Source organism: Rhodoferax sp. SPJ21, assembly GCF_058216335.1.
Genome location: NZ_JBYZMO010000002.1, coordinates 1,055,878 through 1,070,425, shown reverse-complemented (window position 1 = coordinate 1,070,425; position 14,548 = coordinate 1,055,878). Strand labels below are relative to the sequence as shown.

The 14,548-nt window shown below is 62.1% G+C and carries 14 protein-coding genes; 9 read left to right on the top strand and 5 right to left on the bottom strand.

The window, feature by feature from the left end; translation table 11 throughout:
* Window positions 1–40: 40 nt before the first annotated feature.
* The 3 genes from AC4BBN_RS12840 to AC4BBN_RS12830 are packed head-to-tail and all read left to right on the top strand — an operon-like array spanning window position 41 to window position 2,221.
* On the top strand, window positions 41–526 hold the full coding sequence (locus tag AC4BBN_RS12840; protein WP_490592362.1) for a YajQ family cyclic di-GMP-binding protein: 486 nt from the start codon (window positions 41–43) through the stop codon (window positions 524–526).
* Between the two features lie 7 nt (window positions 527–533).
* Window positions 534–1,184, top strand: coding sequence for a retropepsin-like aspartic protease family protein (locus tag AC4BBN_RS12835; protein WP_490592361.1), 651 nt, complete (start codon window positions 534–536; stop codon window positions 1,182–1,184).
* A gap of 44 nt (window positions 1,185–1,228) precedes the next feature.
* On the top strand, window positions 1,229–2,221 hold the full coding sequence (locus AC4BBN_RS12830) for an HD-GYP domain-containing protein (protein WP_490592360.1): 993 nt from the start codon (window positions 1,229–1,231) through the stop codon (window positions 2,219–2,221).
* An 18-nt stretch (window positions 2,222–2,239) separates the two neighbouring features.
* Here AC4BBN_RS12830 and plsY read toward each other — a convergent pair whose 3' ends face one another.
* The 3 genes from plsY to AC4BBN_RS12815 all read right to left on the bottom strand — a co-directional run bounded on the left by plsY (window position 2,240) and on the right by AC4BBN_RS12815 (window position 4,833).
* Window positions 2,240–2,878, bottom strand: coding sequence for a glycerol-3-phosphate 1-O-acyltransferase PlsY (plsY, locus tag AC4BBN_RS12825; RefSeq protein ID WP_490592359.1), 639 nt, complete (start codon window positions 2,876–2,878; stop codon window positions 2,240–2,242).
* Window positions 2,879–3,068: 190 nt separating this feature from the next.
* Entirely contained in the window at window positions 3,069–3,560 is a 492-nt protein-coding gene (locus tag AC4BBN_RS12820) for an aminoacyl-tRNA deacylase (protein ID WP_490592358.1), read from the bottom strand.
* Between the two features lie 211 nt (window positions 3,561–3,771).
* Window positions 3,772–4,833 (bottom strand): aldo/keto reductase, encoded by a 1,062-nt coding sequence (locus AC4BBN_RS12815; protein WP_490592357.1) that lies wholly within the window; start codon window positions 4,831–4,833, stop codon window positions 3,772–3,774.
* 133 nt (window positions 4,834–4,966) lie between these two features.
* Between AC4BBN_RS12815 and AC4BBN_RS12810 the strand changes: the two genes are divergently transcribed.
* The 6 genes from AC4BBN_RS12810 (at window position 4,967) to AC4BBN_RS12785 (ending at window position 12,977) form a co-directional block, all read left to right on the top strand.
* Complete coding sequence (locus AC4BBN_RS12810; RefSeq protein WP_490592870.1) at window positions 4,967–5,905, top strand: alpha/beta fold hydrolase; 939 nt, start codon at window positions 4,967–4,969, stop codon at window positions 5,903–5,905.
* A 162-nt stretch (window positions 5,906–6,067) separates the two neighbouring features.
* Window positions 6,068–7,172, top strand: a protein-coding gene (gene prfB / locus AC4BBN_RS12805) for a peptide chain release factor 2 (protein WP_143029217.1) whose coding sequence is annotated in 2 segments (ribosomal slippage) — window positions 6,068–6,148 and window positions 6,150–7,172 — 1,104 coding nt in all. Because the reading frame shifts where the segments join, the coding sequence is not laid out codon by codon here.
* Entirely contained in the window at window positions 7,172–7,861 is a 690-nt protein-coding gene (locus tag AC4BBN_RS12800) for an HAD family hydrolase (RefSeq protein WP_490592356.1), read from the top strand. The genes prfB and AC4BBN_RS12800 overlap by 1 nt, the downstream gene beginning before the upstream one ends.
* Complete coding sequence (gene pepN / locus AC4BBN_RS12795; protein ID WP_490592355.1) at window positions 7,851–10,544, top strand: aminopeptidase N; 2,694 nt, start codon at window positions 7,851–7,853, stop codon at window positions 10,542–10,544. Before AC4BBN_RS12800 ends, pepN begins: the two co-directional genes overlap by 11 nt.
* 12 nt (window positions 10,545–10,556) lie before the next feature.
* Window positions 10,557–11,564, top strand: a complete 1,008-nt coding sequence (locus tag AC4BBN_RS12790; protein WP_490592354.1) for a class 1 fructose-bisphosphatase — start codon at window positions 10,557–10,559, stop codon at window positions 11,562–11,564.
* 234 nt (window positions 11,565–11,798) lie between these two features.
* Window positions 11,799–12,977, top strand: coding sequence for a tyrosine-type recombinase/integrase (locus AC4BBN_RS12785; RefSeq protein ID WP_490592353.1), 1,179 nt, complete (start codon window positions 11,799–11,801; stop codon window positions 12,975–12,977).
* 132 nt (window positions 12,978–13,109) lie between these two features.
* On the opposite strand, the gene AC4BBN_RS12780 is transcribed toward AC4BBN_RS12785, so the two are convergent.
* Window positions 13,110–13,370 carry an NUMOD3 domain-containing DNA-binding protein gene (locus AC4BBN_RS12780; RefSeq protein WP_490592352.1) on the bottom strand — a complete coding sequence of 87 codons (261 nt, stop codon included), beginning with the start codon at window positions 13,368–13,370 and terminating at the stop codon, window positions 13,110–13,112.
* Window positions 13,367–13,951, bottom strand: coding sequence for a hypothetical protein (locus AC4BBN_RS12775; RefSeq protein WP_490592351.1), 585 nt, complete (start codon window positions 13,949–13,951; stop codon window positions 13,367–13,369). The genes AC4BBN_RS12780 and AC4BBN_RS12775 overlap by 4 nt, the downstream gene beginning before the upstream one ends.
* Window positions 13,952–14,548 lie beyond the last annotated feature (597 nt).

Below are 14,548 nucleotides of genomic sequence, written 5' to 3'. Positions count from 1 at the left end.
TGCTTTGCCGTGGCCGCACACCCGATTTAGAGAAAAAACCATGCCTTCATTCGACACCGTTTGTGAACCCGACTTGCCCAAAGTACGCAACTCGGTAGACAACTCCGCCAAGGAAATCACCACCCGCTTTGACTTCAAGGGCACCTCGGCCAGCATCGAGCTGAAAGACAAGGAAATCACCATCATCGGCGACGCCGAATTCCAGCTCGACCAGATCATGGACGTGCTGACCAACAAGATGACCAAGCAAGGCGTGGACGTGAAGTTCCTGGACAAGGGCGACGTGCAGAAGATGGGCGGCGACAAGGTCAAGCAGGTCATCAAGGTACGCAACGGCATCGAGACCGAAGTCGCCAAGAAGATCACCCGCGCCATCAAGGACAGCAAGCTCAAGGTCACCGCCGCCATCCAGGGCGACGCGGTGCGCATCACCGGCGCCAAGCGCGATGATCTGCAGGCCGCCATGGCGCTGATCCGCAAAGAGATCACCGACCTGCCGCTGAGCTTCAACAACCAGCGCGAGTAATGGTGTGATGCCTACCCGCTTGCGCCTGTGCCTGGTCGCGGTATCCGCCGGCCTGGCCTTGGGTGCCAGCGGCGCGGCGCTGGCCCAAAGTGTGGCCCTGGGCGGCATGCTGGGCGGCAAAGCACTGCTGATGGTGGACGGCAAACCACCCAAAAGCGTGGCGCCTGGCGAGACCTATATGGGCGTGAAAGTGGTGTCCGTTTCCTCCGAGGAAGCCGTGGTGGACATCGCCGGCAAGCGCGGCCATCTGCGCATGGGCGATTCGCCGGTGAGCGTGGGCGAGCGCGGCGGCAAGAAGATCATGCTGACCGCCGACAGCCAGGGCCACTTCATAGGCGCGGGCAAGATCAACGGCCAGGCCATGCAGTACCTGGTGGACACCGGCGCTACCGTGGTCAGCATGGGTGTGTCTGACGCCGAACGCATGGGCGTCAACTACAAGAACGGCCAGCAAATCCGCATGAGCACCGCCAACGGCCAGGTACCGGGCTGGAGCATCCGCCTGGCCTCGGTGCGCGTGGGCGATGTGGAGTTGACCGAGGTAGAAGCCGTAGTGACATCCGCCTCCATGCCCTATATATTGCTAGGGAACAGCTTTCTGACCCGCTTCCAGATGACCCGTACCAACGACCAGCTGGTGCTGGAAAGACGCTACTGAACCTACGCTGCCGGTCTTCTCCTGGCCTCTTGTTTGTGAGCTCCATGCCATCGCCCTCTACCGACGTGCCCCACCCCCAGGAGGCCGACTACGAAGACCTGCTGAGTCTGTGGGCCGACCTGCAAGCCGGCCTTTCCATGGTGCTGGCCCAACCACGCCACACCGCCGACCTGGCACGCAAGATTCGCCAGTACGACCTGTGGATGCAGAACCTGCTGCGGCAGGACACCGACACCGGCCTGTATCTGCTGTTCCAGCTGGCCACCAACTCGGCTGTGGGCTACAGCGCCTTGCACGCCCTGGTGTGCGCCGTGTTGTGCCATGTGACTGCGGAAGAGCTCAAGCTCAAACCCGTTGAACGCGACGCCCTGGTACGTGCGGCCATGACCATGAACATCGGTATGACCAAGCTGCAAGACGCGCTGGCCCTGCAGACCGCCAAGCCCAGCGACACCCAGCAGGCACTGATACGCGGCCACGCCAGCGCCAGCGCTACCCTGCTGCGCGCCATGGGCGTGAGTGACTACCTGTGGCTGGACATCGTGATCAACCACCACGGCCCGGCCACCAGCAAGGCCGAATTCCAGCAGTTGGAAGCCGTCCACCGACTGACCCATATCCTGGGCGTGGTGGACCGCTATGCGGCCATGGTCAGCCCGCGCAAATCACGGGCCGGCCGCAGCATGGCGGAAACCGTGCGCGCCATGCTGGCCAATGTACAGGTACGCAACGACCCGGTAGGTGCGGCCCTGGTCCGGGCCATAGGCCAATGCCCGCCTGGCACCTTTGTGGCCATGGACAACGGCGATACGGCTATAGTCCTGCGCCGCAGCGCCACAGCCAACCAGCCCCTGGTGGCCACGCTGCTCAACGCCAAAAACCAGCCCTTTACGCCGCCGCGCCTGCACCGCACCTCCACCAGTGCGCCCAAGGTGCAATCCGCACTGCCGGCCAATACCGTGAAGACCCGCATCAACCACCAGCGCCTGCTGCGCCAGGGCATACAGGCGGACCGTGGCGGCCCCCTGCTGGATTAATTCACGATTAATTCACGTTCAAACCGGCTTCTTCTTGCCCTGGCCCAGCCGCGATTCCTTGCCCTGCAGCAGGCGAACGATGTTCTCGCGGTGACGCAGCACCAGCAGCGCCGCCATCACACACAGCGACACCAAAATGCTGGTCTCGGTATACCAGAAGCCGCCACTGCCCAGCACGTAGAACACCGGCGCCAGCAAGGCTGCCGTCAACGAAGCCAGGGACGAAAAGCGGAACACATAGGCCATGAACACCCAGGTCAGCATGGCCGCCAGCCCCAGGGCCCAGTGCACGCCCAGCAACACGCCCAGCGCCGTCGCCACGCCCTTGCCGCCCACAAAGCGGAAGAACACCGGGAACAAATGCCCCAGAAACGCGGCCAGCCCGACCAACGCAATGCTGCCGTCCTCCAGCCCCCAGCGCGGGCCGTACCAGGTCACCAGGGCGACCGGCAGCCAGCCCTTCACGCCGTCCAGCAGCAGGGTGGCGATGGCGGCCTTTTTGCTGCCCGAACGCAGCACATTGGTGGCACCGGGGTTTTTGCTACCAAAGGTGCGCGGATCGCTCAGACCCATGGCGCGGCTGACGATGACCGCGAACGACAAAGAGCCCAGCAAATAGGCGGCCAGGGTGGCGAGAAGGGGGTAAATCGCGGTCAAAACTAGGTCTCCAAACTAAACTACTGGGATTCCGACAATCGCCAAAACGGGCTCATTCCAGAAACACCGCAGAACCGGCTTTGCCGGGCTGCTGGTGTTGCCCCCTGCAAGGGGGTTGGCGAAAAATGCGAAGCATTGCAGCCTGGGGGTATGCCGTTGCATCCAAACTTGGACGCATTTTGCCAGCCGTCTATAAAGGAATTGCGCAGTTGACGGGTTTCGCGCCCAAGAGCTGCACGCAGACCTGCGGGTCCAGCCCGACCAGGTAGCCGCGCCGCCCGCCGTTGATGGCGATGCGCGGCAGCTCCAGAATCGCCGCTTCGATGTACACCGGCATCGCTTTGCGGGTGGCGAACGGCGAGGTGCCGCCCACCAGGTAACCGCTGTGCCGGTTCGCCACCTCGGGCTTGCACGGCGTCACCGACTTGCAGCCAATCTGCCGCGCCAGGTTCTTGGTGGACACCGCGCGGTTGCCGTGCATCAGCACGATCAGCGGCTTGGCGCGCTCGTCCTCCATCACTAGGGTCTTGACCACGCTGAACGGGTCCAGCCCCAGCACCTCGGCACTGTGCTGGGCGCCACCGTGCTCCAGGTACTCGTACGGGTGCTCGGTAAACGCCACCTTGTGCGCCCGCAGCAGCTGCGTTGCCGGTGTTTCAGAAATATGGTCTGACTTCGCCATACGAGAAATTTATAAAAATAATGCCGCCAGCGCACAGAATACCTGCGCGAGCAGCTATTTAAAACATAGCAACCCAAAGCCCGCCCCACAACCGTATTGGCACCCCTGCCCCATTCCAGAGAACCCATGGAACCGGCTCCGCCGGGCCATAGGGTTCGCCCCCAGCAGGGGGGTTGGCGGAAACACGAAGTGTGGAGCCTGGGGGGGCGCCTTATTGCGCCGGGTCGCGCAGCTCCCAGCGGATTTTGTCCACCTCGGCCTGCACTTCGGGCGTCAGCTTGGTGCCCCAGGCGGCCACGCACTCGTCCAGCTGCGCCAGCGAGGTCACGCCGATGATGGTGCTGGCCACCTGCCACTTGGTGTAGCAGAAGGCCAGGGCCAGCTGGGTGGGCGTCAAGCCATGGGCGCGGGCCAGGGCGTTGTAGCGCCGCGCGGCGGTCAGCGACTCGGCGCGGCCCCAGCGCTGCTTGCGCATCGATTCAAACTTGGCCATGCGGCCCTCGGGCGCACCCGGCCCGGTGGTACCGGACGCGTCGTACTTGCCGGTCAGCAGGCCGAAGCCCAGGGGCGAATAGGCCAGCAGGGACACGCCCAGGCGGTGCATGGTCTCGTCCAGGCCGTTCTCCACCGTGCGGTTGATCAGGCAGTAGGGGTTCTGCACCGTGGCCACACGCGGCAGGCCGTGCAGGTCGGCCAGGCGGGCAAATTCGTGCACGCCGTACGGGGTTTCATTCGACAGGCCCACGGCCCGCACCTTGCCCTGCTTGACCAGGGTGGCCAGCGCCTCCAGCTGCTCTTGGATGGAGGCTACCGGCAGGTCTTTTTCAGGGTCAAAGTACACGCCGCCAAAGGCCGGCACATGGCGGGCCGGCCAGTGGATCTGGTACAGGTCGATCACATCGGTGCGCAGGCGGTGCAGGCTGCCGTGGCAGGCGTCGATGATCTCGCCGCGCGTCAGGTCAGCGCTGCCGTTGCGCACCCAGGGCATGCCACGCGAGGGGCCGGCCACCTTGGTGGCCAGCACCACCTTTTGGCGCAGGCCGGGGTGCTTGGCAAACCAGTGGCCGATGATGGTCTCGGTGGCGCCGTAGGTTTCGGCGCGGGCCGGCACGGAATACATCTCGGCCGTGTCGATAAAGTTGATGCCGTGCTCCAGCGCACGGTCCAGGATGGCATGGGCATCGGCCTCATTCACCTGCTCGCCAAAGGTCATGGTGCCCAGGCAGATGGGTGTCACTTGCAGGTCGCTCTGACCCAGTTGCACTTTTTTCATGAATGGAGGTTCCCAAAGTCTCAAAAAAACGGTAGCACGCCCCCGTGAAGTACCGGGGCTGCCGTTAGCGATGGCATCCTACCGCAAGGCAGCGTTTTACGTGGCCCGCGCCCACTATGGCTACCATGGCTGCATGTACACGCCGCAACGCCTTTCCCGCAGCCACTGGCTACCCATTCGCACCCTGCGCTACCACGTGCGCGAATGGGGCCTGCCCGTGCCCGGACAGCCGCCGCTGGTGCTGCTGCACGGCTGGATGGACGTGGCTGCCAGCTTCCAGTTCATGCTGGACGCTTGTGTCAAGGACCGCCACGCCATCGCCCCCGACTGGCGCGGCTTTGGCGAGACCGACAGCGGCGGCGCCGACAGCTTCTGGTTTCCCGACTACCTGGCCGACCTGGAGCTGCTGCTGGACCACTACGCCCCCGGCCAGCCGGTGGACCTGGTGGGCCACAGCATGGGCGGCAACATCGCCATGATGTACGCCGGCGTGCGGCCCGAGCGCATCCGCCGCCTGGTCAACCTGGAGGGCTTTGGCATGCCGGCCACCCGCGCTGCCCAGGCGCCGGGCCAGTTCTCCCGCTGGATCGACGACCTGAAGGGCCTGCACCGCGGCGAGGTGCAGCTGAAAACCTATGCCGACCTGGGCGGCGTGGCCCAACGCCTGATGAAGACCAACCGCCGCCTGCAGCAGAGCCAGGCCGACTGGCTGGCCCAGCACTGGGCCCGGCCCACCACCCAGCCCGACGGCAGCAGCGCCTGGCAAATCCTGGGCGAGGCCCCGCACAAGCTGCGCAGCGCCCAGCTGTACCGGGTGGACGAAACCCTGGCCCTGTACCAGCGCATCACCGCGCCCACCCTGTCCATCGAAGCGTCAGACGACAGCCTGGCGCAGTGGAACAAAGGCAGCTACACGCGGGAAGAATTCCACCAGCGCCTGCAGTCGGTGCCCAATGTGCGCGTGGCCGTGGTGCAGGACGCCGGCCACATGCTGCACCACGACCAGCCCCAGCAGCTGGCCCGGCTGGTGGAAGACTTTCTCGATACGCCTCTGCACGATCTGCAAAAATAGGCATCTTTTAGGCCGCTAGCGAAGATATTACCTGCGCTGGCTGCTTTCATTTATATAGCATTCATGCGGCTGTAAAGCGCATGAGAAAATAATAGGTTCAGCCACCGGCTCACCCTACTTACCAGCTCGCGGAGCCGGCAAGTGCACTCTAGGAAGACTCTCATGGAAGCAGAACGCATCAACACCATTGGCAACCAACTCAGCAGCCTGAGCGTGCGGACGGAAGATCTACGGAGGTATCTTTGACGTCGATGCCAAAGCCGAGCGCCTACGCACCGTCAATGCATCGTTAGAAGACCCCAGCGTCTGGAACGACCCGAAGAAGGCCCAGGAACTGGGCAAAGAGAAGAAACTGCTCGACGGCGTGGTGCTGGCGCTGGAAAAGCTCACCCGTGAGCTGGCCGACAACACCGAGCTGTTCGAGATGTCGAAGGAAGAAGGTGACGAAGACGGCCTGATCACCATCGAGACCGAGACCGCCAGCCTGGCCACCGAAGTCGAAGCGCTGGAATTCCGCCGCATGTTCAACCAGCCGGCCGACCCCCTGCCCTGCTTCCTGGACATCCAGGCCGGCGCCGGCGGCACCGAAGCCTGCGACTGGGCCAGCATGCTGCTGCGCCAGTACCTGCGCTACGCCGAACGCAAGGGCTTTACCGCCACCGTGGAAGACATCACCGACGGCGACACTGCCGGCATCAAGGGCGCCACCATCAAGATCGAGGGCGAATACGCCTTTGGCCTGCTGCGCACCGAAACCGGCGTGCACCGCCTGGTGCGCAAGAGCCCGTTCGACAGCTCGGGTGGCCGCCACACCAGCTTTGCCAGCGTGTTTGTCTACCCGGAAATCGACGATTCGATCGAGATCGAGATCAACCCCAGCGATGTGCGCACCGACACCTTCCGCGCGTCCGGCGCCGGCGGCCAGCACATCAACAAGACCGACTCGGCCGTGCGTCTGACGCACATCCCCACCGGTATCGTGGTGCAATGCCAGGACGGCCGTAGCCAGCACAGCAACCGCGATGTTGCTTGGAAGCGCCTGCGCTCGCGCCTGTACGACTTCGAGTTGCGCAAGCAGCAAGAGGCGCAGCAAAAGCTGGAAGACACCAAGACCGACGTGGGCTGGGGCCACCAGATCCGCAGCTACGTGCTGGACAACAGCCGCATCAAGGACTTGCGCACCAACGTCGAAGTCTCGGCCACGCAAAAAGTGCTGGATGGCGACCTGGACATCTTCATCGAAGCCTCTTTGAAACAAGGCGTTTAATGCAAGCTCTTTTCTCGCAGCCCACCAAGGCCATCATCTTCGACATGGACGGCACCATGATCGACTCCATGCCGCACCACACCTCGACCTGGCTGGACTTCGCCCAGAAGCACGGTGTGGACATGGACATCGACGAAATCATGCGCCGCACCACCGGCCGCACCGGCCTGGAATGCGTGCGCCTGCTGATGGACCAGCCCGATATGGACGAACCCCAAGCCTGGGAGCTGGTGCACGAGAAAGAGCGCCTGTACCGCGACATCTTCGGCCCTATCTTCAAAGAGGTGGCGGGCTTCAGCGCCTTCTACGCCGCCACCCGCACGCGCGGCCTGAAAGTGGGCGTGGGTACGGCAGGCGACATCCACAACGTGGACTTCGCCCTCGGCCATTTGAAGATGAGCCCACCGCCCGACGCCATCGCGCGCGGCGACGAGGGCCTGACCGGCAAGCCCACACCCGCTATCTTTTTAGCAGCAGCAGAGCGCATAGGCATTGCGCCGGAGCACTGTATCGTGTTCGAAGATGCGCCCTTTGGCATAGAAGCTGCACGCCGTGCCGGCATGCGTGCCGTCGGCATCTGCAGCACCAACACACCCGAAGAGCTGGCCGGGCCGCACGTAATCACCTGCGTGCGCAATTACGACGAACTCTTGCAATCGAATTTTCTGGGGAACCTCCATGTATCGTGAAGGACAGGCGACAGCCATCCACCGGGCCGACTACACCGCACCGGCTTTCTGGATTGACACGGTCGAGCTCTGCTTCGACCTGGACCCGGCCAAAACCCGCGTGCTCAACAAGATGCGCATGCGCCGCAACCCGGATGTGCCCGCGCAAGCGCTGCGCCTGGACGGCGAAGAGCTGAACCTGGCACGCGTGCTGGTCAACGGCCAGGGCGCGTCGTTCAAGATCGAGGGCAACCAGCTGGTGCTGGGCAGCCTGCCGAGTGCCGAAGAAGGCGCTTTTGATCTGGAAATCTTCACCACCTGCGCGCCCATCAAGAACACCAAGCTAATGGGCTTGTTCGTTAGCAACGACACCTTCTTCACCCAGTGCGAGGCCGAGGGCTTCCGCCGCATCACCTACTTCCTGGACCGCCCGGACGTGATGGCCAGCTACACCGTGCTGCTGCGCGCCGACAAGGCCAAGTACCCGGTGCTGCTGAGCAATGGCAACCTGGTGGACCACGGCCCGCTGGAAGATGGCCGCCACTTCGCCAAGTGGGTGGACCCGTTCCGCAAGCCCAGCTACCTGTTCGCCCTGGTAGCCGGCCAGCTGGTCAGCCGCGAGCAAAGCATTACCGCACGCAATGGCAAAGAGCATTTGCTGCAAGTCTTCGTGCGCCCCGGCGACCTGGACAAGACCGAGCACGCGATGAACTCGCTGATGGCCTCGATTGCCTGGGACGAGGCCCGCTTCGGCCTGCCCCTGGACCTGGAACGCTTCATGATCGTCGCCACCAGCGACTTCAACATGGGCGCCATGGAAAACAAGGGCCTGAACGTCTTCAACACCAAGTTTGTGTTGGCCAACCAGGCTACTGCGACGGATACCGACTACGCGAACATCGAGTCAGTGGTGGGCCACGAGTACTTCCACAACTGGAGCGGCAACCGCGTCACCTGCCGCGACTGGTTCCAGCTCAGCCTGAAGGAAGGTCTGACTGTCTTCCGCGACCAGGAATTCAGCCTGGACCTGTGCCGCGATCCGTCGGCCAAGGCGGTCAAGCGCATCGAAGACGTGCGCGTGCTGCGCACCGCCCAGTTCCCCGAAGATGCCGGCCCGATGGCGCACCCGGTGCGGCCCGACAGCTACATCGAGATCAACAACTTCTATACCGTCACCATCTACGAAAAAGGTGCGGAAGTGGTGCGCATGATGCAAACCTTGGTGGGCCGTGACGGCTTCGCCAAGGGCATGACGCTGTACTTCGAGCGCTTCGACGGCCAGGCCGTGACCTGCGACGACTTCGCCCAAGCCATCGCCGACGCAAATCCACAGTCTGACCTGGCGCGCCTGCTGCCCCAGTTCAAGCGCTGGTACAGCCAGGCCGGCACGCCCCGCGTGCAAGCCACCGGCGTTTACGACGAAGCCGCGCAGAGCTATACCCTGACCCTCACGCAAAGCTGCGCCCCCACGCCCGGCCAATCGCACAAAGAGCCGTTTGTGATCCCCGTCGGCCTGGGCCTGCTGGCACAAAACGGCAGCGCGCTAGCCCTGCAAACCGCCGACGGCAGCACGCTGGCCGAGCCCTACACCTTTGTGATGCACGAGGCGACGGAAACCCTGCGCTTCGTCAACTTGGCCGCGGAACCTGTGCCCAGCATCCTGCGCGGCTTCTCGGCGCCGGTGACACTGGCCTTCGACTACACCGACGCCCAGCTGCTGACCCTGTTGGCGCATGACACCGACGCCTTCAACCGCTGGGAAGCCGGCCAGCGTCTGGCGGTTCGCTCTGCTATTACATTAATAGCTAGCGACGCAGATATTATCTGCGCCAAGCCGCTAAACGATGCCTATATTGAAGCCATGCGCAGCGTGCTGCGCCATCCAGATCTGGACGCCGCATTCAAGGAGCTGGTGCTGACCTTGCCGTCGGAGACCTATCTGGCCGAACAGCTGGACGTGGTGGACCCGCAGCGCATCCACGCCGTGCGCGAAGCCATGCGCAGCCAGCTGGCTCAAGCCCTGGCAGACGACTGGGCCTGGGCTTACGAAACCTATTGCGACACCGGCGCCTACCGCCCCGACCCGCTGTCCAGCGGCCGCCGCGCACTGGCCGGCATGGCGCTGACGCATCTGTGCCTGGGCGCCTTGGCCAGCGGTGACACCGTATGGCCGGGCAAGGCCTACCAGCGCTTCAAGGATGCGGGCAATATGACAGACCGCTTCAACGCGCTAAGCGCCCTGGTATCCAGCGGCAATGCCCTGGCCGCCCCGGCGCTGCAGCGCTTCCACGCCCTGTTCAAGGAAGAGCCTCTGGTGCTGGATAAATGGTTTGCCCTGCAGGCCGGCACCACCGACCGCAACGGCAACATCCTGCCAGCCGTGCGCCAACTGCTCAAGCACCCGGACTTCAGCCTGCGCAACCCGAACCGGGCGCGCAGCCTGGTGTTCAGCTTCTGCAGCGCCAACCCTGGTGCCTTCCACCGCCGCGACGCTGCAGGCTATGTGTTCTGGAGCGAGCGCGTGATCGAGCTCGACGGCATCAACCCCCAGGTCGCCGCCCGACTGGCACGCGCCCTGGACCGCTGGAAGAACCTGACCGAACCCTACCGCAGTGCCGCCCGCGAAGCCCTGGCCCGCGTGGCCGCCAAAGCCGACCTCAGCAACGACGTGCGCGAAGTAGTTACGCGTGCACTGGCCGACTAAACAAGGAAACCCATGTCCCAAAACATATCCCTCACCCGCTACCTGGTGGAGCAGCAACGCGTAGACGGACTCATTCCGTCGCAGCTGCGCCTGCTGATCGAAGTGGTGGCCCGCGCCTGCAAGAGCATCAGCCACGCCGTCAACAAGGGCGCGCTGGGTGGCGTGCTGGGCGCTGCCGAATCTGAAAACGTGCAGGGCGAAATCCAGAAGAAGCTGGACATCATCGCCAACGAAGTGCTGATTGAAGCCAACGAATGGGGCGGCCACCTCGCAGCCATGGCCTCGGAAGAGATGGAAGACATCTATGCCGTGCCAAACCGCTACCCGCAGGGCGAATACCTGCTGCTGTTCGATCCCCTGGACGGCTCCAGCAACATCGACGTGAACGTCAGCATCGGCACCATCTTCAGCGTGCTCAAAAAACCCGATGGCGACGCCGCCGTGGGCGAAAAGGACTTTCTGCAGGCCGGTCATAACCAGGTCGCCGCGGGCTACTGCGTCTACGGCCCACAAACCACCCTGGTGCTGACCGTGGGTGACGGCGTGGCCATGTTCACGCTGGACCGTGAACAAGGATCCTTCGTGCTGACCCAGGAGAACGTCCAGATCCCGCAGGACACCAAGGAATTTGCCATCAATATGAGCAATATGCGCCACTGGGACACGCCGGTGAAGCGCTATGTGGAAGACTGCCTGCAGGGCAGCGAAGGCCCACGCGGCAAGGACTTCAATATGCGTTGGATCGCCAGCATGGTGGCCGATGTGCACCGCATCCTGACGCGCGGCGGCGTATTCCTCTACCCCTGGGACAAGCGCGAACCCAACAAGCCCGGCAAGCTGCGCCTGATGTACGAAGCTAACCCCATGGGCTGGCTGATCGAACAGGCCGGTGGTGCGGCCAGCACCGGCACCCAGCGCATCCTGGACATCGTGCCGGAGAAGCTGCATGAACGCGTCAGCGTGATCCTCGGATCAAAAAATGAGGTGGCCCACATTAATAGCTACTTCTCCAAGCTATAATCCAAGGCTAATGTGCCGGTGTAGCTCAGTCGGTAGAGCAGCTCATTCGTAATGCACTGCTCACCACCTGAAAAAACTCATCAGCATCAACAACTTAAGCGCCACCTCCGTGGCGCTTTTTTATTGCTTGGCACACTCATGGCACAACGCACATGCAGGGCCAGGAATAAGCAGGATCGTCGAATTCGACGCACGCCATGTCCCCTGAACTCACACGCGTGAAGGGAAAAACACATGGCAAGCATCAGAGAACGCATCGACGCCTCCGGCAAAAAAAGTTACCACGTCCAAGTCCGCATCAAAGGCTTCCCGCCAGAAACCAAGACCTTCGACACCAAGACGATGGCCAAACAGTGGGGGGAGCGAACTGAAGTCGAAATGCGCGAAGGCCGCCACATGCCCCATGCCGCGGCCCAACGCCGAACGGTCAAGGAGATGCTGGAGACCTACCGCAACCGGGTACTGAACCCGCTCAAACCTAAGCGTGTCCGTGACCAAGGGCAGCAATTGCAGTGGTGGAGTGACAAGATTGGCCGCTACAGCCTGGCCAACATCACCCCTGCCATTATCGGCAAGTACCGGGACGAACTCCTGGCGACGACCTTCGGAAAGACCAACCCGAAGAAACTGGCCCCGGCCACCGTTGTTCGCTACATGGCAGTCCTCTCTCATGCCTTCAGCGTGGCCGTCAAAGAGTGGGAATGGTTGCCCGAATCGCCCATGGCCAAGGTTAAAAAACCCAAAGTAGCCAACGGGCGTGTGCGCTATCTGAGCACCGACGAACTGACCACCCTGCGCTCCGCCGTAGCTGTGTCCGAAAACAAGTATTTGGCCGTCGTGGTGGACATGGCCATCGCCACCGGCATGCGGTACAGTGAAATCATGAACCTGCGCTGGCGCGACGTTCTACTCAATGAGCAAGGTCAATGCGCCTTGGTGGTTCTCGAAGAGACCAAGAACGGCGAGCGTCGGGGGGTGCCGCTGACCGGCCGAGGGCAAAGCGCCTTGGACACCTTGCGGCAAAACCACATGGAAGCCAACAAGGGCAAAGTCAACAGCGGGCTTCTGCTGTTCCCGAGTGCAGCAAAGAAGGACAAGCCGGTCGAACTGCGTAAGTCGTGGGAAACCGCCTTGAAACGTGCCAAGATCGAGAACTTCCGGTTTCACGACCTGAGACACACCACGGCCAGCTATCTGGCCATGGAGGGCGCTACCGGCCCCGAAATCGCGGAGGTACTGGGGCACAAGGACCTGCAAATGGTCAAACGCTATGCCCACCTGAGCAAGGCCCACATCACCGGGGTGCTGTCACGGATGAACCAGTCTCGGCTTGGCGATCCTAGCGATGCGCCGCCATCATCGGCGACAGGACGGCCAGCGCATCCCGACAAACCGGACTCGGGCACCGATTAAACGTACCTGAGTAAGGCGTCGCCGATGCGTGCCTCACTGAGTCACCATGACACAGCAAACACAGCGACGAGTGAGGCTGATCTCACTCGTCGCTGCGTCACGACAGGTTGCGAGTGCAAACCCGCGATGCCCTCACGCTACCGATACTTTGGGCTTAGCCTGATACCGCTTCGTCAAGGAAGCCGAGATCTTGGCCTTCGTCTCTGCTGAAGGGCGGTGGCCTTTGAGTGCGTCGCTGATCCTACGTCGCGTTTCAGGCCCACGGGGAATACCCATTTGCTGCTGTGCCCGCTTCCAAATGCCCGTCGCCTTATTGATTTCTGCGTCAGACGGATACAAGTCGGCACCGTCAGCAAGGAGCACGTTCAGTGCTTTGATGGAGTACTTTTTCATGGCTTCACTGTTTGAGGGAACAGCGTTGAAATCATGTCATCCCGGCGAAGCGTGAGAATTTCGTCCATTGCAGTTTCATACTCATCAGCTTTGAAGAGTGGCGCCCGAAGGCCCTCTGCTACATAGATGATGTTTGCGTTTTGCTTCCATGCCTCGCCGCAAAGACTCAAGATAAGCGCCTCACTGATCGGAACACTTTGGAAGCTAGGCCTGCCATCAGCTACGTCCACCAGCAAAATGGGGGAAACCGATGTCGCAGACCGCGGGCAGCCTTCAAACTGTGGGCGCAGAAGAGCCTCCTTCCATTGCCGAGTCTCATGCATCCAGAAGTGGCATTCGTAGGTCTTGGTGGTGCGGAGTTCTCGAATGTCCTGGTTGCTCGGGGAGAGGTTTCCCATTTTCTTGAATTCAAGAAGCGTATCGCCGTAGTCGCTGCATGCCGCGACCGATCTAAGACATGGCGCTTCGATGGAGATAAGGCCGAGCCCGAGTGCGGCGCCGGTTTGATCCAAGGCCGTCGCTTCGATAAAAACTTTATTCTTTTCAATGATGAACGTGAAGCCTTTGATATAGGTGTTCATGGTCTAACCTCGATGGTGTTGAACGCTCGCTGAGCGTCCTGGACATGGAGAATCACTACATCGCCATCTCGATAGGCGATGCGTGGTCAAAATGTCCTGGGTCAGATTCGAACCGTGGAAGGCCCTGAGCGTCGAATGCCGGAATATCGTGCTTGGGGTAGGCGCGAATAAATACCCAGAACGATGTTCCGGCTATTGCTGCGCGTACCAAACAGATAAATCATGGCCAACCGGCGCTGAGCAGATAGTCCCGAAGGACTTGGGTCTCTCAGCCAGCGATGAGATCGCTGCATCTGTGCTTGACGCTCTGGTCAAGCCGTCGTAGGGCGAAGTTGTCAGCTGCTGCTGGCCTCACTACAGGGTGTGAACCTCTGCACGTCGATTTCCGCCGACGCCCGGTCTGTGGTTAGAGGCACTGAGTATCCACGAATCACACAGCGAATGCAATGGAAGTTGCCGATACGCCTTTCGGTCATCGACTCAACAGCAACGAGAACACTGTAATCGTCGCAATCGGCACTTTGAGGTCAAGACAGGCCTGCGCAGACACGGCACGCCGTCGCATCAATGCCGCGCGAGCAGACCTACGCACCCCAC